At 65.4% G+C, this 23,845-nt stretch carries 20 protein-coding genes; 5 read left to right on the forward strand and 15 right to left on the reverse strand.

The window, feature by feature from the left end; translation table 11 throughout:
• The first annotated feature begins 261 nt into the window (after positions 1 to 261).
• A complete protein-coding gene (locus BLS41_RS07080; RefSeq protein WP_074763651.1) occupies positions 262 to 1,257 on the forward strand; it encodes a GlxA family transcriptional regulator in 996 nt (331 codons plus the stop codon).
• Between the two features lie 104 nt (positions 1,258 to 1,361).
• The gene (gene rfbC / locus BLS41_RS07085) at positions 1,362 to 1,913 is read left to right on the forward strand and encodes a dTDP-4-dehydrorhamnose 3,5-epimerase (RefSeq protein WP_074763652.1); all 552 of its coding nucleotides are present in this window, start codon (positions 1,362 to 1,364) and stop codon (positions 1,911 to 1,913) included.
• A gap of 136 nt (positions 1,914 to 2,049) precedes the next feature.
• Here the strand turns inward: rfbC and BLS41_RS07090 are convergent, their stop codons facing one another.
• The gene (locus tag BLS41_RS07090) at positions 2,050 to 2,211 is read right to left on the reverse strand and encodes a DUF1328 domain-containing protein (RefSeq protein WP_074763653.1); all 162 of its coding nucleotides are present in this window, start codon (positions 2,209 to 2,211) and stop codon (positions 2,050 to 2,052) included.
• Between the two features lie 264 nt (positions 2,212 to 2,475).
• Here BLS41_RS07090 and BLS41_RS07095 point away from each other — a divergent pair, with 264 nt between their 5' ends.
• Positions 2,476 to 2,976: a 2-thiouracil desulfurase family protein gene (locus BLS41_RS07095; protein WP_074763654.1), complete on the forward strand. Its 501-nt coding sequence runs from the start codon at positions 2,476 to 2,478 to the stop codon at positions 2,974 to 2,976.
• 125 nt (positions 2,977 to 3,101) lie between these two features.
• Here BLS41_RS07095 and BLS41_RS07100 read toward each other — a convergent pair whose 3' ends face one another.
• Complete coding sequence (locus tag BLS41_RS07100) at positions 3,102 to 3,533, reverse strand: diacylglycerol kinase (RefSeq protein WP_074763655.1); 432 nt, start codon at positions 3,531 to 3,533, stop codon at positions 3,102 to 3,104.
• A 414-nt stretch (positions 3,534 to 3,947) separates the two neighbouring features.
• On the opposite strand from BLS41_RS07100, the gene BLS41_RS07105 reads away from it, so the two are divergent.
• Positions 3,948 to 4,940 carry a DUF4434 domain-containing protein gene (locus BLS41_RS07105; RefSeq protein ID WP_074763656.1) on the forward strand — a complete coding sequence of 331 codons (993 nt, stop codon included), beginning with the start codon at positions 3,948 to 3,950 and terminating at the stop codon, positions 4,938 to 4,940.
• A 15-nt stretch (positions 4,941 to 4,955) separates the two neighbouring features.
• Here the strand turns inward: BLS41_RS07105 and BLS41_RS07110 are convergent, their stop codons facing one another.
• The 12 genes from BLS41_RS07110 to BLS41_RS07165 all read right to left on the reverse strand — a co-directional run bounded on the left by BLS41_RS07110 (position 4,956) and on the right by BLS41_RS07165 (position 21,795).
• Entirely contained in the window at positions 4,956 to 5,363 is a 408-nt protein-coding gene (locus BLS41_RS07110) for a VOC family protein (protein WP_074763657.1), read from the reverse strand.
• Positions 5,364 to 5,382: 19 nt separating this feature from the next.
• Entirely contained in the window at positions 5,383 to 6,972 is a 1,590-nt protein-coding gene (locus BLS41_RS07115) for an MBOAT family O-acyltransferase (RefSeq protein WP_074763658.1), read from the reverse strand.
• Positions 6,973 to 7,071: 99 nt separating this feature from the next.
• Complete coding sequence (locus BLS41_RS07120) at positions 7,072 to 7,323, reverse strand: acyl carrier protein (RefSeq protein ID WP_074763659.1); 252 nt, start codon at positions 7,321 to 7,323, stop codon at positions 7,072 to 7,074.
• Positions 7,320 to 9,236, reverse strand: a complete 1,917-nt coding sequence (locus BLS41_RS07125) for an HAD-IIIC family phosphatase (RefSeq protein ID WP_074763660.1) — start codon at positions 9,234 to 9,236, stop codon at positions 7,320 to 7,322. The genes BLS41_RS07120 and BLS41_RS07125 overlap by 4 nt, the downstream gene beginning before the upstream one ends.
• A gap of 37 nt (positions 9,237 to 9,273) precedes the next feature.
• Positions 9,274 to 10,434: an alginate O-acetyltransferase AlgX-related protein gene (locus tag BLS41_RS07130; RefSeq protein ID WP_216350605.1), complete on the reverse strand. Its 1,161-nt coding sequence runs from the start codon at positions 10,432 to 10,434 to the stop codon at positions 9,274 to 9,276.
• 5 nt (positions 10,435 to 10,439) lie between these two features.
• Positions 10,440 to 11,399 (reverse strand): alginate O-acetyltransferase AlgX-related protein, encoded by a 960-nt coding sequence (locus BLS41_RS07135; RefSeq protein ID WP_074763662.1) that lies wholly within the window; start codon positions 11,397 to 11,399, stop codon positions 10,440 to 10,442.
• A gap of 133 nt (positions 11,400 to 11,532) precedes the next feature.
• Entirely contained in the window at positions 11,533 to 12,318 is a 786-nt protein-coding gene (locus BLS41_RS07140) for an alginate O-acetyltransferase AlgF (protein WP_171910204.1), read from the reverse strand.
• A 53-nt stretch (positions 12,319 to 12,371) separates the two neighbouring features.
• On the reverse strand, positions 12,372 to 14,651 hold the full coding sequence (locus BLS41_RS07145) for an NfrA family protein (RefSeq protein WP_074763663.1): 2,280 nt from the start codon (positions 14,649 to 14,651) through the stop codon (positions 12,372 to 12,374).
• Between the two features lie 344 nt (positions 14,652 to 14,995).
• A complete protein-coding gene (locus tag BLS41_RS07150; RefSeq protein WP_074763664.1) occupies positions 14,996 to 16,696 on the reverse strand; it encodes a glycosyl transferase family protein in 1,701 nt (566 codons plus the stop codon).
• A 19-nt stretch (positions 16,697 to 16,715) separates the two neighbouring features.
• Positions 16,716 to 18,929 carry a hypothetical protein gene (locus tag BLS41_RS07155; protein WP_074763665.1) on the reverse strand — a complete coding sequence of 738 codons (2,214 nt, stop codon included), beginning with the start codon at positions 18,927 to 18,929 and terminating at the stop codon, positions 16,716 to 16,718.
• A 100-nt stretch (positions 18,930 to 19,029) separates the two neighbouring features.
• A complete protein-coding gene (wecB, locus tag BLS41_RS07160) occupies positions 19,030 to 20,244 on the reverse strand; it encodes a non-hydrolyzing UDP-N-acetylglucosamine 2-epimerase (protein ID WP_074763666.1) in 1,215 nt (404 codons plus the stop codon).
• A gap of 909 nt (positions 20,245 to 21,153) precedes the next feature.
• Positions 21,154 to 21,795: a LysE/ArgO family amino acid transporter gene (locus BLS41_RS07165; protein WP_074763667.1), complete on the reverse strand. Its 642-nt coding sequence runs from the start codon at positions 21,793 to 21,795 to the stop codon at positions 21,154 to 21,156.
• Between the two features lie 97 nt (positions 21,796 to 21,892).
• Here BLS41_RS07165 and BLS41_RS07170 point away from each other — a divergent pair, with 97 nt between their 5' ends.
• Positions 21,893 to 22,786: a LysR family transcriptional regulator ArgP gene (locus BLS41_RS07170; RefSeq protein ID WP_074763668.1), complete on the forward strand. Its 894-nt coding sequence runs from the start codon at positions 21,893 to 21,895 to the stop codon at positions 22,784 to 22,786.
• Positions 22,787 to 22,804: 18 nt separating this feature from the next.
• Here BLS41_RS07170 and BLS41_RS07175 read toward each other — a convergent pair whose 3' ends face one another.
• A complete protein-coding gene (locus tag BLS41_RS07175) occupies positions 22,805 to 23,755 on the reverse strand; it encodes a LysR family transcriptional regulator (protein ID WP_074766345.1) in 951 nt (316 codons plus the stop codon).
• Positions 23,756 to 23,845: the final 90 nt, after the last annotated feature.

Raw genomic sequence — 23,845 nt, forward strand, 5'->3', positions numbered from 1 at the left:
TGTGGCTTGATCGTTGCAATCACGCCGCGCCGCAACGTGCGGGTGTCATATCAAACAGTCAATAATGGATTTCCTCATACATTCGATTTCGTGATTGAGATTTGTTTTTCAAATTTACTATAGCGAGCCATTCCGCTAACATCACGCATAATCCGTTAAACGGCGTGGCCAGCAAATTCTGCCGTAATAAATTCATTCGTTCGCTTACGCGAGCCGACGGGGCATCGGGGTCCACAACGTATGACCGTTTGGGGAAAGATCATGCCGCAAATGCACCTTGATACAGCGAGAATTACATGGCTACACACGCCGACTCTGAACGTGCGTACTGCAGCGCGGCGAATCGGCGTATTGCTATTTGATGGTTTCTGGCTGCTCGGGCCAGGCACGGTAGTCGAAATGTTCCAGACTGCCAACGAACTCTCCGACTCGCGCTCAGGCGAAGAGCCGCCCTATGAAGTGCAATTTCTGTCGATGGACGGCGGTAGCGTCGCCAGTTCGTCGTCGGCGCGAATCTGGACCGACCGCATCGACACACGCTTCGGCGCCGGCTTCGACGTGCTGTTTATCGCGGGCGGCTACGGTGCGCATGCGGCCGCGCGCGACGAACGCCTGCTCGGCTGGCTGCGTTCGGTGCAATCGCGCACGCGCGCAATCGAAACGATAGGCGAGGGCCGCGTCGTACTCGAAGCTGCCGGTCCGACCGACCACGACGGTTTGCAGATGAACCGCTATCTCGGCAACGTGGCGAGCCAGGCCGCGCTGAGCGCCGCCAACGATCGCCACGACTGTGCGCGCGCCGCGTTGATGTTCATCAAACGCGATCTTGGCGCTGAACTCGCGCGCAGTGTCGCCGATCGTGTGATGCCGGGCATGGCCGCGACGTGGGTTCCGTTGCCCGCCGAGGGCGGGACGCTCAGCGTGGCTGAAAAAATCCGCGCGGCTGCGCGCTGGATGGAGGCGAATTGCGATCGTCCGGTGTCGGTGGCCGACGCGGCGCAGGTGGCGGCCATGAGCGAGCGCAATTTCCTGCGCCGCTTCAAGCATGAAATGCACGTCACGCCGTCGGACTATCTGTTGCAGGTGCGCTTGCGCATTGCCTGCAATTTTCTGACTGAAACCGAACTGCCGGTCGACAAGATCGCGCGCCGCAGCGGCACGGGTAACGGTGATCGTCTGGCGAAAATTTTCCGCAAACGCATGGCGCTGTCTCCCACCGAATATCGCGCACGTAGCCGGGCGACCAGTGAGGTGTAGCATTGGGGAAGGCGCTCGTGCCGACGTGCGCCTGATGACCGTTGGACGCGGTCGCGCAGGCGGCCGGGTCTTTGTCGCGCGAGTTTCTTACGAGCACAGCAGCAATGGGCAACAAGGTAATTGCGACGGCATTGCCGGAGGTGAAACTCATCGAGCCCGACGTGTTCTGCGACGAATTCGGTTTCTGCTTTGAGAGCTTCAGCGCGGACGAATTTACAGACGACGTCTCGCAAGATTTCAATTTTGTGCAGGACCGTCACCTGCGCGCAGTGCGCGGCGTATTGCGCGGACTGCACTATCAGGTGCAACGTCCACAAGGGCGACTCGTGCGGGTCGTCAGGGGAGAAGTATTCGACGTTGCAGTAGACGTACGCGTCAATTCACCGAACTTCGGCAAATGGACGGGTACGTACCTGAGCGAAACGAATCAGCGGCAGATCTGGGTGCCCCCAGGTTTCGCACAGGGATTCGTCGTTTTATCAGACGTAGCGGAATGTTTGTGGAAGACCACCGAGTACTGGTTTCCCGAACTCGAGCGCTGCATCTTGTGGAGTGATCCCGACATCGGCATTGAATGGCCGATCGGATTCGAGCCGATTCTCGGCGCGAAAGACGCTGCGGGGCGGCGTCTTTATGAAGCGGAAAACATTGCTTGAAACGGGTCCCGGTGCAAGGCCGCCTGGGCGGCAACTATTGCAATACCGCGCGGCAAGTATTGCAACAGCATGCTGTTTTTTGCACCGGGACCTACTACGAAAACATTTAAAAACGCGTCATCGCACTCATGTGCGGTCAGCGTCGCATCACGCCCATCAGCAGGGTGACGAGAAAGATCACCACGAAGATGAAGAACAGCACTTTCGCGATTTCCGTCGCGCCCGCGGCGATGCCGCCAAAGCCGAACAAAGCGGCGATGATGGCGATCACGAAGAAAATTGCAGCGTATCGAAGCATGGGGCCTCCACCGGTGATTGCTGATTGAGTTGAAAGCGGCGACTCGTTGCGGGCGCTACGCGCCTTGACGGGTTATTTGCCGGCGAGCGGAATACAGCAATAGGTGTGCCCAACCGGTGGCGCGGGTGAAGAGGGTGGTCTGTTTTGTCGACACGGCGGTGGCTGAGGGTGGTCGACGCATGTCGGCCCGGATGGGCTTATTACAGGTGCCCGCTACAATCGCCTGTCCATAGCCGATCGCCCGCCAGGGCTTTTTCTCTCCCCATGTTGAAGATACTGGTCAGCGCCTGTCTCGCCGGTCATCCCGTGCGCTACAACGGCACCGCTAAATCCGCACGCAACGCATGGCTTGCAAGTTGGCGCGACGAGGGCCGTCTGGTGATCGTGTGCCCGGAAGTGGCGGCGGGTTTCCCCACGCCGCGTCCGCCCGCCGAAATCCAGTTGCGTCGCTCGGGCACGGATGTGCTGGATCATCAGGCGTCGATCGACGACAATACCGGCGCTGACGTCACGGCACTTTTCATCGCAGGCGCACGGCATGCGCTCGAACGCGCACAAGCGGAGGGTTGCCGCTTCGCATTGCTCGCCGACGGCAGCCCGTCATGCGGCAGCACTTTTATCTACGATGGCGGCTTCAGCGGCACGCGTCATGCAGCGGCGGGGGTCACCGCGACGTTGCTGCAACAGCACGGCATTCGCGTTTTCGCTGATTCGCAGATCGCCGATCTGGCTGAAGCGGTTGCAGCGCTCGAATCGGAACGATGAACGCGCGCGGGCATGTGCTGCCCATGCACTCAGGCCTCACGAAGCCAGCGCAAGCGCACATGGCAGTTCCCGCTAGAAACTCAACGCCGCCAGCGACGTGATGCGCTGCAACGCGAGCCAACGACTCAAAAAGAAACCGCCGCACGCAGCCAGCGATAAACGATCGGCCCGCAGAAAACGCCCCATGTCACCGCGCAAATCAGCAGCGCCATCGTGACCGCGGCGCTGCCGCAATCCTTCGCGCGTTTCGACAATTCGTGCCGCTCCAGCGAAATCCTGTCGATCGCGGCTTCGATGCTCGAATTGAGCAGTTCGACCATTAGCACCAGCAATACCGACACGATCAGCAGCACGCGCTCGATTGCGCCGACCGGCATCAGCAGCGCGGTGGGCAGCAGGATGACCGCGAGCGCGACCTCCTGACGGAAGGCGCTTTCCTCGCGCAGGGTTGTGACGACGCCATCGCACGAGTGCCGCAAGGCGAACAGCGCGCGCAGCGGCCCGCTGCGTTTTTTTGCGGGTGTGCCGGGTGGAGAGGAGTGGGTGGGATCGGTCATGATCGGGTTCGCTTCGATGAAGGCGGCAGCATGCCTCAAATGCCGTGCGATGTCACAGACGCGTGACCGGTCGGCTCTGGCTGGCAATGTGGGCACGTCTGACATTGGCGAATGGCCATGTTCACGGAACGTCGTGAGGGGCGGTGAAGTACTGAAATGCCATCGCATCGCGCTCTGAGCGGCCGTTTCACATCTGCAACATCGATTGGTGCTCAAGGTTTTTATCAAAACGTCTGTACAAGACGAACCGGGCCGACATGCAACACGAACAACACGTAGCCACTGGTGAGCTTTCCCAACAGGAACGCCGGCAAACAACGATATGCCGTCCCGCACTACAATGAGCGCCGCCCGCGTTCGTCCATCGTGATGCGTCACGCCAGGACTCCCTGCTCGATCACTCCGACCTCGCTCATGCCGACTTTTTTCCCGCGTCTCACGTTTTCGCGTCGCCGGTTCCTGCAGGCCGCAGCGCTGGCCGCCTGCCTGCCGTTGGTCGCGTGCGAATCTACCGTTACGACGGGCGGCACGTTTATCCAGCTATGGCGCGATCATCTCGACTGGACCCGCGAGCAATGGCAACGACGCCTCGCCACCACGCGTTCGCTCGGCTGCAAGACGGTGTTCGTGCAATGGGTGGGAATCGATGGCGAAGACGGACCCGCGTGGACCGCACCGGATGCGCTGCTGCAAGGCCTGCTCGACGATTGCGCGCAACTCGGCATGACGGTGCACCTCGGTTTGCCGTACGACGACCGGTGGTGGAAGGTCATCGGCGGCGCGGACACCGGCGTGCTCGACAGCTATCTGGCGAGCACCGCCACGCGCACCACGGCGTGGATGCGCGAGGCGCCGTGGCCGCGTCATCGCGCGTTCCAGGGCTGGTATCTACCGTATGAAATCGAGCAATACAGTTGGTCCGATCCCGCGCGCGTCGACCGGTTGGTGCGCTGGCTCAACACGCTGGCGGATGTCGCGGACGCCACGAGCGGCCACGCGCCGCGCGTATCGACCTTCCACAGCCGCCTGAAAACCGACGCCACGCTCGACGGCCTATGGAGCGTACTGCTCGACCGGACACAGGTGTATCCGATGATCCAGGACGGAGCGGGCGCGCAGGGCATGGCCGCCTACGAGCCCTTGCAGCCGCTGCACGACCTGTTCGTGTCGCGCGCGGTGCCGTTCGATCTGATCGTGGAACTGTTCGAGAATCTGCCGCCCACGCAGCCGGGGAGTGACGACTTCGCGGCGCGCTCGGCGAGCTATGCAAGAGTGAAGGCCCAATGGAACCTCGCGCGCAACTACGGCGCGACAGACATCGTCGCGTTCGCGGTCGATCCGTGGGTGATCGGCGACAAGCCGGGCGCAGAGGCGCTGCTCGATGCGTGGCGCCGCGCGCTCGGTTGAGCGCGGCGTGAAAGCTCAGGCAGCTTCGATCAGCTCGATGATGTTGCCGTTGAACAGCAGCACGAACACGATACGCTTGCCGCCGAACGCGACCGCAGGAGCGGGTTCGGCTGTGCGTCGCGCGCCCAGCGCCTCGATGGCTTCGAGCGCGCGGTCGAACGCGGGCGTCACGAACGCCTGGTGATAGAGCTTGGTGCGCCGCTTGATCACGCCTTCCACCGGCGAGTTCTCTGCCGTCGGCGCAAGCAGTTCGAGGCGCGGTCCGGCGCCCGTGAGGAAGCGGCCGCGCACCCGCTGAACCGGGTCTTCGAACTCCGGGCCTTCCTGCGTGTAGCCCAGCGCGGTCCAGCCGGCCTGCTCGGCGTCGAGGTCACGGCACGCAATGCCGATGTGATGGAACGTGCAATCGAATTCGGTCAGCATGAGTAGGGCGCAGTGAGCGTCAGAACTGGAAGTAAAGGAAGCGCGCGGTGTGTTGCAGGTTGAGCATCGCGTAGCCGAACAGGAGCACGCACACGCTGGTCCAGACAAGCGTCGGACGCCATTGCAGCCAGCCCGGCGCACCGCTTGCCGGTCCTTCGAGTGCGGGTGAATAGACGTTCGCGATCTGGTTCGAGTTCGGCGCACACCACACGAGCGCGAGCAGCACGATCAGCAGCAAGCCTTCGCCCCAGCGCTCGAACACGAGCCGCATGAAGTCGCCGGCACTCCACGCCACGCCCGAATGACCGGGCGCATGTAGCGGAAACGCGATTGGCGCGAGCGGTTCGAGTCCATGCAGACCGAGCATGCCGGCGCTGACGCGCAGTGCATCCGCTGTGCTGTGCGCGCGGAAAAACAGCAGCGCGAACACCACGCAGAGAAAGGTCAGCAACACGTAACCCGCGCGCGCCAGGCGGCTGGGCGCAGCGCGCTTCGGACCGAACTGGCGCCATGCGTGATTGACGCTCAGATACGCGCCGTGCAGCAGACCGAAGATCAGAAACTGCAGCCCCGCGCCGTGCCAGACACCGGCGAGTCCCATCGTGAACATCGTCGGAAACAGGATCATGCTGCCGAAGCCGCGTGCGGTGGCCGTCGCCTTGCGGCCGACCGGCAGTCCCTTGCGCGCGCGCGAACGCGCAATCGCCATCGCCACCGGGTTGTACAGATACGCGGTCAGATAGCGCGTGAGCGTCATGTGAAAGCGCGTCCAGAACTCGATGATGCCGGTGGACTTGTACGGCGAATTGAAGTTCAGCGGGAAGCGGATGCCGAACATCTTCGCGAGGCCCATCGCCATGTCGGAGTAACCCGAAAAGTCGAAGTAGAGTTGCAGCGCGTACGCGAGCGCCGTGCCCCACGAAGCGAGCAACTGAAGCCCGGCGGGATGGTCGAAACCCGCTTCGGCCCACGGCGCGATGGCGTCGGCGAGCAGCACTTTCTTGGCGAGCCCGATGATGAAAATCAGCGCGCCCACCGACAGGTTTTCCGCCTTGAAACGGTAGCTCGCGCGATCGGCGAACTGCGGCATCATTTCCTTGTGATGCAGGATCGGCCCTGCGATCAGGTGCGGGAAGAACGTCACGAACAGCACATAGCTCACGAAGCCGCGCTCGCGCACGACACCCGCGCGGCAATCGAGCAGGAAGCCCAACTGCGTGAACGTAAAGAACGAAATGCCGAGCGGCAGGATGGTGTCCTTCATGCCGTGCTCGACGACGCCGTGCGCGGCGAGAAAGCCGAGCAGCGTCGCGAGATACTTGTAGTAGAACAGCAGCGCCAGATTCGCGCCGATGCCGCCGGCCAGCAGCCACGCCTGCGCGCGCGGGCGCTCTTCGGTCGCGAGAATTGCGCGGCTCAATGCGTAGTTGAACGCAATCGAGCCGAGCAGCAACGTGACGAACACCGGGTTCCACCAGCTATAGAACACCAGCGAGACGACGCACAGCCATGCCGCTGCCGCCACCGGGCGCAGCGCGCCCGCGAGGTAGTAGCCGCCCAGAGAGATGGGCAGGAACAGCAGCAGGAAAGGTAGCGAATTGAACAGCATGGCGGTGCGATGTGGCCTGACGTGAACGTGCGTGAATGTGCGTGTCTATATGCGTCGAGGAGCGGGCGCGGCGTCGATGACGCGCCGCGCTGCGCTCGCTCAGCGCTTTGCCGCGAGCTGGCGCTGGATCAGCGCGATCAGTTCGCCGACGTTGTGCAGGCCTTCGACTTCCGACGCCTTGAAGCGCACGCCGAAGCGCATTTCCGAGGCGACCATGATGTTCACGTTGGACAGCGAATCCCACGCGTCGTATTCGGCCGCCGTCGAAGCGGGGGTGATCGTGACGCTGTCGTCGTCGAAGACGTCGCGGAAAATATCGGTCAGGGCGTCGAGAATGTCTGCGTCGGTCATTGCATGCTCCGGATTTGCATGGGTACGTGAGAAGGAGTGAAGCCGGCCAGATCGAGCACCCAGTGGGTGGCGTCCGGCGAGCTGGCCAGCGGCGCGAAGCCGAGGCCGGAATAGTGATCCTGAACCATGCCGTTTTTCGGCGTGGGCAAGTATTCGCCGATCAATCGACGCGCGCCCACTTGCCGTGCGGCATCGGCGAGCACCCCGAGCGTCGCGCGTTCGACTTCGCGGCCGAGCACGCGGCAGCTCATCAGCCACGTGTCGATACGCCAGTCGCCTTCGTTCGCGTCCCCACCCGTATCGGGCAGCGCGGCGACGATCGCGATGATGCCGTTGTCGCCGAAACGGTCCTTCAGGCGGAAATGCAGCGTGACGGCGCGCGGATCGCGCATCATCGCCTGCACTTCCGCTTCGCCGTGGCGGCGCGTCGTGAGATTGAACTGGTTGGTCTTGCCGATCAGTTGCACGATGCGCGGCAGGTCGGTCGAATTGAACGTGTTCCATTCGAGCACCATGCCGAGTCCCGCGAGATACGACGCGAGATCGCCACCGCTTTCGCGTTCGGTTTCACGTTGCGCTTCGCGCTGCTGGTTGGCCTGGTATTGGGCCGCGCGCTCGCGGTCCTCGCCGGTCAGCGCGACGCTTTCGAACCAGCCTGATTGCGCGAGCGTGACCGCGTAAAACGCAGGGTCTTCCGGCATTTCCGGCACGCGCACCATCGGCAGATGTTCGCGCACGAGGTTGCGCTCGAACGGGTTGTCGTCGGCGAAAACGAGCGCGTCGAGGCCGATGTTCAGACGTTGCGCGATGGTCCGAAGATTGCTCGCCTTGTCCTGCCAGTTGGCGACGAAACACGCGATGTCGGCACGCTTGAGCACCATCTCGGGATGCTGGTCGAACGGCAGCAACGCATTCGCTTCGTCGTTCTTCGAGCACACCGCGAGGATGATGCCGCGCCGCGTGAGATCGCGCGCGTAACGCTGAAATGCCGCATAAGCTTCGCCTTCGGCGCTGCCCTGGCCGAGCACGATACCCGCGAGACCGTCGTCGCCGATCACGCCACCCCACAACGTGTTGTCCAGATCGAGCACGAGGCACTTCGCGCTCGCGCCGCGCCGTGCGGCGACGAGGCGGGCGACGCGCTCGCCGTACATCGGCGCGGCGGCGGGCGACACGTCCTGCTTCGCGCGCAGCCACAGACGCGCGTCGTGCCACGCGGCGAGACCGTCGCGCGCGCAGGCGTCGTCGAGTGCGAGCAGATCGACGCCTGCTTCGTGCGCGGCTTCGCGCAGCGCCGCATTCACACGACGCAGCAGGTTCAGCGGCGCACCGGGCAGGCGCGCTTCGTTGTCGCCCATCAGCGGCAGCAGCGTGGGCATCAGCGTTTGCTGGATCAACTGCGCATCGGTGCGCTCGCGCACGCGCAGCCACAGCGCCCGCAAGTCACCGACGATGCGTTCGACGCGCGCGTCGGCTTGCGCCGCGCTCAGTCCGGCTGTGTCGTCGCCGATCAGGTAGGGCGCGTCGAACGCGAACAGCACGACGTTTGGCGCAAACGCGTACAGGCCCGAGGCCGGATCGAGCGATTCGCGCATCGCCTGGCCGTAGGCGGGCACGTAAAGCTGCGTCCACATCCGGTGACGCAGCGCACCGACGCGCAGTCCGGGCAGCAACTGATCGACCGTCGACGAACCGAGCACCGCGAGCCGCAGCGGCGGTGTCGCCAGCGCGTCGGGCGGTGTGGCGCCGAATGCCTTGACGAGCCGCTTGTCGAGCTTGCCCGTCTGCAGAAAATCGAGGTTATCGCCGGCAAGTTGCACGAGCGCGGACCAGTCCGGCGCGTGCTCGCGCGGCAGCGCGTCGAGGCGCTGCGTCCAGTCGGGAGTGCGGGGCAGCCAGGTTAGTTCGGGCATCGAAGTATTCCGCGTTGGCACATCGTCGGGTCCGCCATTAGAGGTCCGCATGCACGCCGTCGCGCAAGGCCGCTTTTTCCAGCGCGTTGAGCGGCTGCACGAGCGACATCTCCGACATCTCCCAGATCACGAGCTTGAGCGTGGACGGCCAGTGCGCGCGGTCTTCCATCGACTGCATCAGCGCGTCGGCGAACTTGCCGCCGTCGCGGCTCACGTTCCATACCGGCGCGCCGAGCGACTGGCCGAGCTGCTCGGCGAAGTTACTGCGGCGCGAATTCGAACTGCCCGCGAGCATCACCGTGACGGCCGGGCCGGTGTCGAGCAGGCCGGCCGCCGACGGCTGCGTGAAGGTTTCGGGCAGGTAGCTATCCGGCGCGGGACGCCAGCCTTGCGGTGCGTTCGCGAGACCCGCGAGCGTCAGCAGGTCGCCCACGCGGGGTGTGGCGACGGCGGCGCGCGTGATGTCGTATTGCAGCGTCCCGCGACCGCCGGCCAGCGGCAGTGCCGCCGTGGCGACGGCCTGCGCGGCGGCGGCCGCGCCGCGCTGGTTCAGGTGCACGTCGGTCCGGTAGAACGGCTTGGGCACGTTGTCGAGTACGCTCGACAGATCGACGCGCGCCACGCCCGCTTCGTCGAGCGCGCGTTGCCAGCGGGGCAATTGCGCGATGGTGCTGGCGGGGCGCGTGAGGCCGCACAGCGCATCGCTTTCGCGGCGCGATTTGTCGGGCACCGTGACGGCGAGCACGGCGACGTGCTGTTCGCGCAACTGCGCGACGAGGCGGCGCATCAGTGCGATGCGCGCGGCGACCACCGCGTCGGGATCGGCCACCGGCGCACGCAGGCCGTCGGTATAGAACAGCCAGCCCGGACAGCCCTGGCGAACCTGCGCGCCGAGCTGGCCGAACACGCGATAGCGCCACGCGGCGTCGGCGGTTTCGAGCGTGTCGTGGAACGGCACGCGCAAGGCGTTGTTGAGCTGCGTTCCAGCCGCGCCCCCGAGCCATTGCGACGGCGCGAGCGAGCCGAGACCGGCGTGCGTCGTCTGCTGGATGCCGAACAGCAGCCCGCCCGCCATCAGCAGGCCGAAGCACAGCGCAGTCATGCGATGCGAGCCGCGCGGCGCGTTGGCTTCTCCATCTGACGGAGCCGACGTAGTCCGGTCTGGCGTCGCGGGAATCGTGGAACGAGGCGAGTTCATGGCACTTACTTCGCGATCGCGGCCTGCACGCGGCTGCGCCAGTCGGCTTCCGTCATCAGCGAGGCGGCGTCCCACTGGCCGCTCGTGTTCGGGCCGTACATCATCTGCACTTCATTGAGCTGCCACACCACGACTTGCGGACGGGCCTGCTGGAACGCGGGCGATTCGAGGTATTGCAGGAACACGGCCCACGGACCGAAGTTGCCGTATTTCCAGGTCAGGCCGACGCGCCGGTCGAGCGCATGCGACAGCGCTTCGGGATAGCCCAGATAAGGCTGCACGAAGCTGTTGCCGATCACGTGCACCGGCGCGGCGGCGCTGTCGAGCAGGTCGCCGGATTCCGGTTTGCTCGCGCGTACGACGTAGATTTCCTGGCCGACTTCCTTGCGCTGCTGGGCGGTCATCAGTTCCGCGAAATCGGCGAAACGGCGTTCCTTGATCCAGTTGCCGAGCGGCGTGCCGGTGCCGGCATCGCCGCCGAGTTTCCAGTTCTGACGGATCACGTCGGCGGTCGCGGCGGCGGCGGCTTCGGCGCTCCACGCGGTCCAGTGCGAGTCTTTCTGGAAGAACGCGGTCTGGTCGTCGTGCTCGACGCTCTTCAGCACCGGCATCAGGTCGACGGTCTGGATACCGGCGCTGTGCAGGCTCGCGACGATGTTCGCGTAACGGTCGCGGGCGGCGGCTGAAATGCCCGTGCCGGCCGGCAGCTTGTCTTCGTAGAAACGCGCCTTGAGCGGCGCGACCAGCACGACGAGGCCGATGCCGCGCGCCTGCAACGCGTCTTTCGCGGCGCTCATCAACCGCACGGAGTTGTCGATGCCGGCCTTGCCCGCGTCGTTCACGTTGTCCTGCGCATAGAAAAGCCAGTCGTCCTTGCCGATCAGCACGGCTTGCGCTTGCGCGGCCGTCGCGGCGAGGCAGGTGCCGGTGATCAGCAGTCCGGCGAGAAGATGCTTGAGTTTCATGGAGCGATTAGGGCGATGGAGCGGGTGAAAGGGCGGCGATCCGGCGGTCCGGCTATCCAGCGAGACGATGGTTCACTTGAGCGTCACGTCGGCATTAGTTCGGCATCGATTCGGCGTCGCCTGAAGCGGCAGGTCAGCGCGCGTGCCACGGTTCGGTGCGGTTGAGCATGCCGACCAGCGTGGGCTGCTCCGCCGTGCCGACGAGGAACACGCTGTAGCGGTCGCCGGCCTTCAGCGCGGGCAGCGCCTGCGCTGCGGACACGTGCGCGCCGCACGCGCCGTCGAGCGAGGCCGAGACCGGATTGATCGCTCGCGCTGCGCGCGTGCCGGAAGCGAGGCTGCCGAACACGGTCGGGCCACCGGCGACGCGAATCGCGGCGGCGCACGAGGGCACGAGATTGTACGCGGAGAGTTCGGCCTTCATGCCGTCCGCAGCGGGGCTTTCGTCGACGACTACCTGTACGCTCGCGCCCGCCTTGCCGGCGATCAGCGTGACGAAGCCGCCGTGCGGCAGCGTGCCCGCGACGGTGGCGGGCTTGCCGTCGATCGCGAGCGTCAACGTGCCACCCGGCATCGCGCGATAGTCGGTGCCGATGCGGCCGGCCGCGCCGATCGTTTCGGGTTTCGCGCCCGCGCCGAGTTGCACCTTGACCGCCACCGCCGATGGATTGACCACGCGCACATAGACCGAACCGTCGGGCGGCAGCGCGTAGAGCTGCGCCATGTCGTCGGCGGCTGCGGCGTAGGCTGCGCCGTGGACGCCGCCGAGCAGGGCGACGGCGAGCGCAGCGTGTGCCGGGGCGCGGAACGGAGCGTGCAAGGCGGCCCGGAACGACGCGCGCAACGAAGCGGGAAACGTGACGCGAAACGTGACGCGAAACGTGGCGCGGAATCGCGCAACAAACGTGGCACCGGACAAGCCGCGAGACCGGGCGCAAAGCAACGAGCGGAAAAGCATGATGGGCTCAATCCTCAATACGAAAAATAAAGACCGGCGAACACGCCGTCCGAGCGATCGTCGCCGGCCACGCGCACGCGGTACTGGACGTTCAGTTCGACGAACGAGCGTGGCGCGTGATGAGCGTCCTCGCGGAACCACAGACGCATCGCGACGCCCGGCCCGATGCCCGCGGTCGCGTGGCGATCGAGCAGGCTGTCGTAAGCCGCGTTCAGCGCGAGGTACGGCATCGTCACGAGGTTGTGCGCGGTGGCGAACGCGCGTCCGTAGCGCGCTTCGAACGTGCCGAGCGTCTGCGGATGGTCGATGAAGTAGTCGCCTTCGGCATAGACCTGCCAGTACTGCCAGTTCGAGCGATCGACCCGCAAACTGCCGCCTTCGCCTTCGGACCACGCGCCGCGCAGCAGCCAGTCGGTACGGCTGTCGCTGCCGATCGGCACGAAACGCTCCACGGCGAACACGAAATTCTGCTGCGAGAACGGCTTCCAGCGCGCGCCGAACACGGCCTGATTGGTCGGCAGGCCGGTGGCGCCGCCGGTGCCGTCGTAGAGCGCCTGGTTCATCCGCGCGTAGACCTCGAACACGCTGCCGTTGACGTTGCCGATCACCGGCGGCCGCCAGTACAACTCCTGCGACGACTGCAGCGTGCGCCGCGCGCTCAGCGACGGCGCGAACTGCGAGTTCATCACGCCGACCGTGCCGTAACCGAGCGCGCCGGTGAAGCCCCACGTGCGGTCGAGGTCGGAGACGGCCTGGCGCACGTTCTGGCGCGACTGCGGCGCGAGTTCGATCTGGCCGGCGTCGGCTGCATCGACGGCGCTCGCAAACGCGTTGCGCGCCTGGCGGTTGTAGCCGAGCCGCTGGGCAGTGTAGGCGACGTCGAGCGATTCGTCCGGCGGCACGTCCTTGAGTCGGGTGACCGGTTTGAAGGCCGCGCGTGCCTGCTTGCGCTTGCCCGCGCGTTCGAGCGCGTTCACGAGCAGAAGACGGTAGGCGAGATTGTCCGGGGCGGCCTGCACGGCTTCGTTCGCCGCGCTCACGGCCGCGTTGAAATCGCGATGCGCGAAAGCCGCGTAGGCGCGCGTGGCGGCGTCGTAGCCGGGGCCGGCGCCAGCGAGGCTCGATCCGGCCGGCAGCAGGTTGCACAGCACATCCTGCGGGTCGGAGGTGCAGAAGACCACGGGCGCGGATTGCGCGGGGGAGCGGGCGGCGAGGGTTGTGGATGTGGTTGTGCTCAGGGGCGCTGCGGTCGTGGCGGCGGTTGTTGCCGTGGCGGCCGTTGTGGTGCCCGGGGTTATGGCAGCGGTGGTTGTGCCCGTGCCCGTGGCGGCACCCGCACCCGCACCCGCACCCGCATTCACGCGCAGCGTATCGGCGGCGATGCGTTTGACCGTCGCCATCTGCTGATCGGACAGCCAGTCCTGCTTGAGCGCCTTGTTCAGATCCGCGCGCGCCGCATCGGGTTGGCCGAGTTGCGCGCGCGCGAAGCCGCGCATCGCGAGCGACAGCGCATCGTCGCCGTCCTGAGCGAGGGCGTCGCTGGCGGCGGCGTCGGCTTGGGTGTACTCGCCTTCGCTCAGAAGCGCGCCCGTCAGCAGATAGCGATAGCTCTGCACGTCCGGCGCCTGGCGGATCGCTTCGCGCGCGAGCACGGCGGTCTGCGCGTAGTCGCCCGAACGATAAGCGTCCCAGGCCGCTTTGGCGGGCGTCGGCGCGAGCAGCCGATGCATCCGGTCGCGCAACGCTTGCAGCGCTTCGTCGTTGGGCGACAGGCGCAGGGCCGCGTCGGCTTCGCGCGCGGCCTCGTCGATCCGTTGCTGACGTTCGAGCGAGTAGACGAGCAGGCCTCGCAGCCCCGGGTTGTCGGGTTGCAGGCGCAACGAAGCGCGCGCGTGATCGGTCGCCTCGGCGTAGTGGCCCGCCGCATAGTCCTTGTACGCGGCGTCGCCGAATTTCCATGCGGGCGTTTGCGTGGTCGGCGTGACGGCACCCGAACCTGCGCCATGGCCGCCCGCGAGCGTCGCGCGCAGCGTATCGCGGGCGGCGGTGAGCGCCGGGTCGCGGTGGCCGTGCGCGAGCGCGGTCTGCGCGACATTCAGCGCGTCGGCGGGGCGGTTCTGGTTCTGCAGCGCGTAGACGCGCAGCAGCCACAGCCGCGTGACGTCGGGACGCAGCGCGAGCGCGCGGGCCGCCAGCGAATCGGCGGTGGCGTAGTCCTTGCGGTTATAGGCTTTGAACGCCGCGTCGCCGAACTTCCACGCGTCGCCGGTCAGCGGCGCTTCTTTCGCGGCCACTTTCGGCGCTTGAGTTGCCGCGTGCGTGGTTGTGGCGGGGCCAGCAACTGTCGCGGTTCCGGCGGTTGCAGTTGTTTCAGCAGCCGTAGCAATTCCAGCCGTTCCAACGGTTCCTGCAGCTGTAGCGGCCCCAGCAGTTCCAGCAATCACAGCAGTCCCAGCAGCCGTAGAGGCTCCAGTAGCTCCACTAGTCCCAACAGTCGCACCAGCCAGCACAGGTTCTGCCGCATCCGCACACGCGGTCCAGCCAGCGGCAAGCGCAGCCCAACAGACGGCCTGCGCAATACGCTTCACACGGCGCGCAGCCGGACCGGCGGCTCGCCGACGATAAGACGGAAATGACTTCATGCTGCGGCATCCGCCTGGGCGGCCTCGGGCGATGGCGGAGTGCTGAACGCATCCTGCTGGAAAGTGATGGCTTCGTGCAGCGTGGCTTCGTCGAGCCAGCCGCGTTCGACGAGAATCTGTCCGAGCGGCCGGCCTTCCCGCCGCTGGACGTCGAGCGCGTACGCGAGCTTGGTTTCGTCGATGGCCTGCCACGAGAGCAGCAATTCACCGAGTCGCTGCCGCTGCTGCGTAAGCTGATCGGCGGATGGGAAATCGTGCATCGTCTTGTCCCAGGCGAGCCGCTTGCCGGTAATCAGGTGTCCGATGAACAGACGCCACGCGCGCGCCGCCGCCATCGCGTTGATGAAGTTGCCGATCACCATGCGCGGCACGGCCAGCAGCGCATGCTCCCAGCCATACATGCGGTACACGAAGTAGCTGCGTTGCGACACGCGCAGCGCGAGCGCGAACGAGTTCAGGCTCATCAGCGTCGCGAGCCAGCCGTTGGGCGAGAACAGCGACGGATAGTAGACCGTCCACCAGCCCAGCCGCGCGGCGATCCAGAAGCCGATGAAGTTGAGCAGCAGCAGATACGCGAGGATCGCGACGAACGACGTGGCGAGCCCCTTGCGATCGCGAAACAGCAGGTACTTCACCGCCAGCGATCCTTTCCAGCCCACCTGCGCCCAGCCTTGCAGGCCGATGCCGAGAGTCCAGCGCGCCTTCTGCCGGTACGCGGTGCGAAACGTGTTGGGGAAGTATTCGCGAATCCCGAGCGGCATCGAGATCGTCGAGATTTTTTGGCGGCCGAGGCCGAACAGCGACGTGCGCCGTGTCACGTATTCCACCCGGAACTTGCCGAAAATCTGCCGCATGCCGCTGCGTGAGAGGCGCGCGCCGATGTCGTAGTCTTCGGTCAGCGTGTCGGTGTTAAACGGCTGGTTGTCCGTTTCTGCGGCAAGCACTTCGAGTGCGCGCCGCGAGAAGCAGGTGCCGACGCCCGCCGAAGGCACCATCTTCGACAGACTCTCGCGCACCACGAGATCCTTCGTGTGCCACTCCGCGAATTCGTCCATGTAGGTGCCCGCGACGAGTTCGTACCACTCGCGCTCCAGCGACGTGACCGGCAACTGGATGAAATCCATCCGCGGCAGCAGATAGTTGTAGTACTTGAGTTCGAGCGGGTGAAGCACGTCTTCGCTGTCGTGCAGCGTCACGCCCGCAAACGGTTCGGCCTGCCGTTCGTTCTGCTGGAAGATCGCCTGGACGATCCAGTTCAGACAGTCGGCCTTGCAGGTCGGACCGTCGTGCGGCACTTCCACGCGCACCAGTTGGCGGTAGCGGCGGCGCATCCGCTCGACTTCGTTGCGGGTCTTGTCGTCGTTGCGATAGGTGCCGACGAAGATCATGTAGTTTTTGTATTCGAGCGTGCCGACCATGCTTTCGAGCATCGGCGCGATCACGTCGTACTCGAGCCACGCGGGCACCATGATCGCGATCGGCTGCTCCGGCACGGCGCGCAACTGCGCCGCCTGCAACGGCGTGTGACGTCGCCAGACAGTCAGCGAGCGGTACAGCTGCCGGATCCAGTACCAGCCGTCGATGAACAGGTCATCGATGCTCGACAGCAGAATGATGACGCCTACCACCACGCTCACCAGCTGGAGAGCGTAGTAGTAGTCTGCGGCGAGATAAGGCCAGTAGAGCGAGGAGATCATGGCGCGCGGTGGCTCGACGTTACTTGTCTTCTTTCTTGCGGCGGGTGCGTCTTGCGACGACCAGCAGCGTCAGGAACACGAACAGCGTGATCGCGATCGCCGGCACGCCCCACGACACGTAACGGCGCCATTCGTAGAACGGCGTTTCGCCCGCGCCCGGCGGCATGCTCGCGTCGGGGTTGCCGCTGTCGATCCACGCGAGCGGGCCGTTGTCGCCGATGATCGCGAGATTGCCGCGGTTCAGCACGAACGGCTGCACGGCCTGCGTCCCGCCGATGCCCGGCCGGTCCGCGCCGATCGCGTACCACAGCAGGCCGTCTTCACCCTGGGCACGCACGACTTCAACGGTCGACAGATGTTTGAGGCCGGTCGCGTCGAGCCAGTCGACGGTCTTGCCGCGAATCTGCAGACGCTGGCCATCGGTCACGCGGGCGGACGGATTCGCTCCGTCCACGTTGACTTCCATCGCAAGGAACGGCTTGGCCGGCTTGACGGCGTCGTTGCCGTTGGCGACGGTCAGTTCCGTCTGCGTCGGCGAAAGCCCGCTGGCGAGCGCCATGGCGATCACGCTCGCGAGATGATCCGGCGCGTCGGCCAGATAACGCTGCGGCACGATCAGTTGCGGATGACCCGCCATCAGCGGCAGCAGGCCGATGAAGGTGCCGTCAGGATCGGCGTCGCCCGAAGTGATGAAGCTCGATGCGGGCAGCACATTGACCGGGTACGCCTGCGGCGTCTCGTTACAGTCGGCGGAATACGGCTGACGCTGCACCGACAGACGCAGATTGTTGTTCACGCCGAGCACGTAGCCCGGCACGCGCGCGTGCAGCTGTTCGGGCTGGCCGTCCGCGCGAAGCTGTTTGGCGGCGAGCAGGATGCCGTTCCAGTAGATCGTCGCCACCGGACGCGACGACGAAGGTCCCGGCGCCGCCGCCACATACAGCGTGATCTCGGACGGCATGCGCGAATCGGACGAGACGGCGGCAAGCGGGAAGCTCACGGTCCAGTCGCCGCGCGCGAGCACGTCGAACGCCTGCGCGGAGCCGCCGAGATTCGACAGGCGCATGAATTTGCCGTTGGCGCGCTGGTCGGGCTGGGCGATCGGCGAGACGACGCTGTCGGTCGTCAGCGCGCGGCGCAGCGTGTCGTCGAACAGACCGGCGGCCTGGGCGCCCGCGTCGGGCGAAACGGCTACGACCGTATGTTCGCCGAGCGTGGCCAGGCGGATCTGCTGCGCGCGGGAGTCGGTGTCCGCCAGCGTTGCGTGGCTCGTGCGCCAGGCTTTCAGCGCGGCTTGCGCGTCGGGGTCGCTGGCGAGTTGCGCCGTCAGCGCGTCGAACGCAGCAGCGAGCCGCGTGCGCAGCGCCGCGTCGGCGACGACCACGTCGCCGCTCACGCCTGGCGCGCCGAGCACGATCAGCGCACCGAGTTCGGCATCGCTTGCGAGCTTGTGAGCCGCCGAGTTGTCGCGTAGCGCGGCGAAGGCGGGCAGGCTGGCGAACGCATCGGGCACGTTCAGACCGCGCGTGTCGACGCTCTGGCCGACCGCCGGCAGCGCGTGCACGGAGACGCGCTTGCCGCCGCGTTCGAGCGCCACGCCGAGACGCCATGCGCTGTCGAAGGCGGCGGAGTCGAGGTGGGAACTGGAGACGAGCAGCACGGGTTCGCCCGGCAGCGTGCTCCAGGCGTCGTCGAGGCTCGTGACGGCGCTGGTTTCGACGCGGTAGGTGAGGCGCGTCTGCGGCGAGATCACGAGCGAGTTCGCGGCGGAATCCGGGGTTTCGCAATGACGGATGCCGGTGTTCGACAGCAGGCTGACGCCGAGGCGCACGAAGCCGCTGCCGTGGACGCGCGGGGTCACCGCGAGCGAGCGCTGGATCAGGCCGTCGCCGTCGGCGAGCGCCTGTGATACGACCGGCTGGCCGTCCACCGCGAGCACTGCCGACGCCGTGCCGGTTTGTCCCTTGAGGTAGTGACTGTCGAACGCGATCGATGCGTTGGCGAGCGTCAGGTTTCTCGGCACCGGCAGATAGAAGTCCTGGGTCGCGCCGCCCGTCAGCACCACGGCATCGCTGATGCCCAGGTCGGACAGCGTGACGTTGCGCGTCACCCCGGTGTTGGCCGTGAGCTGGCGCAGGCTGTCGGCAGCCGCGCTCGCGTGGCTGATCGCAGGCAGGGCGATGCCGGCACCGGCAAAGACCAGGGAAGCAAAAATACGTCGGGGCAGCGGCATGAACAGGCTCTGGGAATGTCGTAAAAGCTCGGATTGGCCGGACGGCGTAGTCAGGCGGGCTTGGGTCGAGTCGGGCGGATTCGGTCGGGCGAGGGCGGACTCAGGTGACCTGGGCGGCTTCGGTCGAGTCGGGCAACGCAACGCCGGTTCGCGTATCGCCGCTCCGGTCTGCGTGCTCCCCGGCGAACTCGTCGAACGGACGCCCCGTGAGACTGGCGACGATGCGCGCCGATGCACGTCCATCGCCGTACGGGTTGACGCGCCGTGCGAATTCGCCGTAAGCCTGCGGATCGTGCAGCAGCGCCCGCACTTCGTTCACGATCGACTCGCGCGCCGTGCCGACCAGCCGTACCGTGCCGGCCGCCACGGCTTCGGGCCGCTCGGTCACGTCACGCATCACCAGCACGGGCTTGCCGAGCGCGGGGGCTTCTTCCTGCACGCCGCCCGAATCGGTGAGGATGATCGACGTGCGCTGCATCAGCCAGACGAAGCCCACGTAGTCGAGCGGCTCGATCAGATGCACGTTGCGCACGTTGCCGAGCGTCGCCTGCACGGGGCCGCGCACGTTCGGATTCAGATGCACCGGATAGACGATCTGCAGGTCTTCGCTGTGCGCCAGTTCGGCCAGCGCGGCGCAGATGTTCTCGAAGCCGGGGCCGAAGCTTTCGCGGCGATGGCCCGTCACGAGCAGCAGCGGCCGCTTGCCGTCGACGAAACTCATGCGCGCTTCGAGCGACGCGCGCAACGCCGGATCGGCGTCGAGGCGGGCGGTGGTTTCATGCAGCGCGTCGATCACGGTGTTGCCGGTGACGATCACGCGCCCGGCCAGCGATTCGCGCGCGAGATTGGCCTTCGAACCGGCGGTCGGCGCGAACATCAGGTCGCTCACCACGTCGACGACGCGGCGGTTCATTTCTTCAGGCCAAGGCTGCTGCAGATTGCCGGTGCGCAGACCCGCCTCGATGTGACCGACGGGAATCCGGCGGTGGAACGCGGCGAGCGCGGCCATGCTGGCCGTGGTGGTGTCGCCGTGCACGAGCACGCGGTCCGGCTGGGCGCGTTCGAGCACATCGTCGAGCGACGCAAACAGACGTGACGCCAGGCCGTTGAGGGTCTGGTTCGCCGTCATCAGCGCGAGATCGTAGTGCGGCGTGATGCCAAAGAATTCCAGCACTTGCGTGAGCATCGAGCCGTGCTGGCCGGTCACGCAAACGATTGATTCAACTTCCCGGTCCGCTTCCAGCTGTTTGACGAGCGGCGCCATCTTGATGGCTTCCGGCCTCGTGCCGAACACCGACATGATTCGTACAGGCATTGTTATCGTCTTTATTTCGACTTTCCCACGCTGCACGCACCAGGGCTGGCCACCCCACAAAAACAACGCGGTATGCAGACTCGACCGGTCGGGCGTGATGAAAATCACTCCTGGCGGCTGGGTGTTTTTATTTGAATCCCGATTATCTGGGATGGTCCTCGTTGCCGGCCCCGTCGCCAGCTAATCGGCCCGGATTCTAACCGGCCTTAATCTCCTGAGCCGTGTAAGCAAGAGGAAGATTTCGCTCAATAATAGCGATTTCTAAAAAATACTTCACTTGTCGGCCCCCGTTAATGTTTCGATTCGCTTTCAGCAATCGTTTGGCGCTGCAAGCCGGTGCTGGAATCGCGCTGCCGGAAGTTCTCTGTTATGAGATTGCCGCCGGCCCTGCTTTAGCGCGGCGCGGATTATGGCACCACAGGCGAAGGAGCAGGCAACGTGCATAACTGGCGGCGATTATATCGACGCGGTATCAATTGAAATACCTCAAATGGCGCGATTTAACGATGGCTGAACATAGTTGACAGTTTCACCGCGATAGCAGGATTTCAGGCGCTGAACAACCTGATTAATTGGCGTTAAATCGGGGCATGACGAGGAATATTTCTCCCAAAAGAAATGCTTCAGGGTGGTGAAGTCGCTTTCGAGGAACGGAATGGAGACGGGATAGCAGGTCGTTCGGGGCGCGGCGCCGCGAAGTTGCCAGCGGGAGGGAAGGGGCTGGAGCGGCCGCCAGCGTGGGTTTCGCCTTTGCCGGCCGTGAGAATGAAGCCTTGAGCGGGTTAGGCGAAAGCTATTTGGTGGGCGCCCGAAGCGGATCGCGAGTGCTTCTCAAGTTCATGATTTTGCGAAGAAAACTGTGTTCTTTTTGCAACGCGGCGCGGGTCGGTCCGCGTTGCTTCAACCGGTTCACCGCAGCTGCGTCACCGCGAGCAGCAACACCATGCTGCCGATGGCACCATCGAGCACTCGCCACGCCGTCGCACGCTTGAACAGCGGAGCCAACGCGCGCGCACCGTATCCGAGGCCCACGAACCAGACGCCGCTAACCGCCATCGCGCCGAGCGCAAACGCAACTCTCGCGCCCTCCGGCTCGCGCGCGCCCGCCGTGCCGATCAGCAGGAATGTGTCGAGATAAACGTGCGGATTGAGCCACGTGAACGCGAGCGTCATCAGGACGATCGGCAGTGCGCGTTGGGCTGGCGCAGGGGGCGCACCACTCGCACCGGTTTCATCGTTCGAGCCTGCATCCAGAACCGCATGCCCCGGCCGCACCGCGCGACGCAGCGCGTTGATGCCGAACCACGCGAGGTACGCGAGCCCGACGTACAGCATCGCGTGAACGAACGCCGGGTAGCGCTCGACGAGCACCGACGCGCCGCCGACGCCCGCGCCGATCAGGATGAAGTCCGACAGCGCGCACAGCAGCACGATCTTGCCGACATGCGAGCGCATGATGCCCTGACGGAGGATGAAAGCGTTCTGCGCGCCGATGGTCACGATCAGCGATGCGCACAGCGCGGCTCCGTGGGAAAAAGACAGCCAGTTCATAGTCGATCCAGTAGACGGGGAGTACCAATGGCGCTAGTCTGCGGTTTCGCTTGCCGTAAGAGAAGCTAATTTAGTTAATGCCGATTAAGGAACGCTAATGCTCGACTATGCACTGCTCGATGCGCTGGCCGCCGTGGTCCGTCACGGTTCGTTCGACCGCGCGGCGAGCGTGCTGAATGTCACGCCGTCGGCGGTATCGCAGCGGGTCAAACTGCTGGAGGAGCGCGTCGGCAGCGTGCTGGTGAAGCGCGGCCAGCCGTGTGTCGCGACCACCTCCGGTGCGTTGCTGTGCCGCCATACCGAGCGTGTGCTGTTGCTGGAAGCCGAATTGAGCGGCCGTCTGCCGGCGCTGCCCGGCACGCTGGTCGAACCGTGGCCGGCGCTGCGTGTCGCGGTGAACGACGACAGCGTCGGCACCTGGTTTATCGATGCGGTCGCGCCGTTCTGCGTCGAACGGGAGATGCTGCTCGATCTGGTCGTCGACGATCAGGATCACACCGCGCAACGAATCCGCGACGGCAGCGTGCAGGGCGCGGTCACCACGCAGGCCGAGCCGGTGCAGGGCTGCCGGTCCACGCGGCTCGGCCGCATGCGCTATATGGCGGTTTGCTCGCCTGCATTCTTCGCCCGTCATTTCGCCGACGGCGTCACCCGCGAAAGTTTGAAGCGCACGCCGTGCGTCGATTTCAACCCGAAGGATCAGTTGCAGAAGCGCTTCATCCGGCGCGTGACGCGCGCGGAAATCGATCCGCCTTTGCACTGGATTCCGCACGTCGCCGGTTTTCTGCGCGCGTGCGTGACGGGGCTCGGCTGGGGCATGTGCCCCGAGCGGATGATCGCCGCGCATCTGGCGAACGGCGAGCTGGTAGAGATGGCACCCGGCAAGCATATCGACGTCGATCTGTACTGGCAGAGCTGGCGTCTGTCGATCGGCTGGCTCGACGATTTCAGCGCGGTGCTGCGCAAGCGCGCGGCGGAGTATCTCGACTGAGGACCCGCATCGACGCCACTACAGCAGCAACTCTATCGAGTGAAACAGGCGCCGCTGCTCGGGGTCCTGCGAGCGCGCGCCTTCATCGATCACCTCGCGCAGACACTCGAGAAAGCATGCTGCCGCCGGACTGGTCGGCGCACCCCGGCGCGACGTGATGCTGACGATGGTTTCATCCACCGTTTCGCGCAATGGCAGCGCCCACAGATTTTCTCTGGCCAGCGTCACCTCGACGAGAGGCCACGGAAAAATGCTGAGCATGTCCGTGTGCGCGAGCAGCCCCAATACGATCGCCAGCGAATGCGCGAGATGAATGGTGTGCGGCACGCGCATGCCGCGCTTGCGGAACAGGTTGTCCGAGATCGACTCGCGGCTCGCCGGGTCCCAGTTCAACACCCACTCCGCGTCTTCCAGTTCGAGCAGCGTGCGGCAACCTGCCTTCGGATGATCGCGCCGCGCGACCACCGCCGAATGCGTCGAAAACAGCGGCACGTTGTGAAACTCCGATTGCGGTGATGCAGGCGGCGGCCGGCCAATCGAAAAATCGAGACTGCCGTCGCGCAGTCGCGGTTGCACGACCGCCAGCAGGCCTTCGAAAAACTCCAGCTGGACTTCGGGCATCCGTTGCCGGAAACGCTGCACAGCGGCCGGCAAAAACGTCAGCGCGACCCACGGCGTGACGCCGATCGACAGCTTGCCCGCCGCCGCGCCGCGCAACGCTTCGATCTCCGCCTCGGCGCGCTGCAACTGACCGAGCACCACGCGCGCATGCACGACCAGCGCGCGGCCGAACTCGGTGAAGGCCACGCCGCTCGCGCTGCGCACCAGCAGCGGCGCGTGCAGATCGGCTTCCAGTTCGCGCATCGCCTTGGTCACGGCAGCCGGCGAAATGCCCAGCGAGCGCGACGCGGCCCGGATACTTCCAGTGTCGGCAATCGCCGCCAACGTACTGAGTTGATGGAGTTTCATCGGCATAGCGCTATAGAAGGGTGGCAACTGAAAGTTGCCGGTGTCACGATTCTACGTCTGCCGCCGGAAAATCGGCGCGGCTATGCTGGG

The organism is Paraburkholderia fungorum, from assembly GCF_900099835.1.
Lineage (GTDB): Bacteria > Pseudomonadota > Gammaproteobacteria > Burkholderiales > Burkholderiaceae > Paraburkholderia > Paraburkholderia fungorum_A.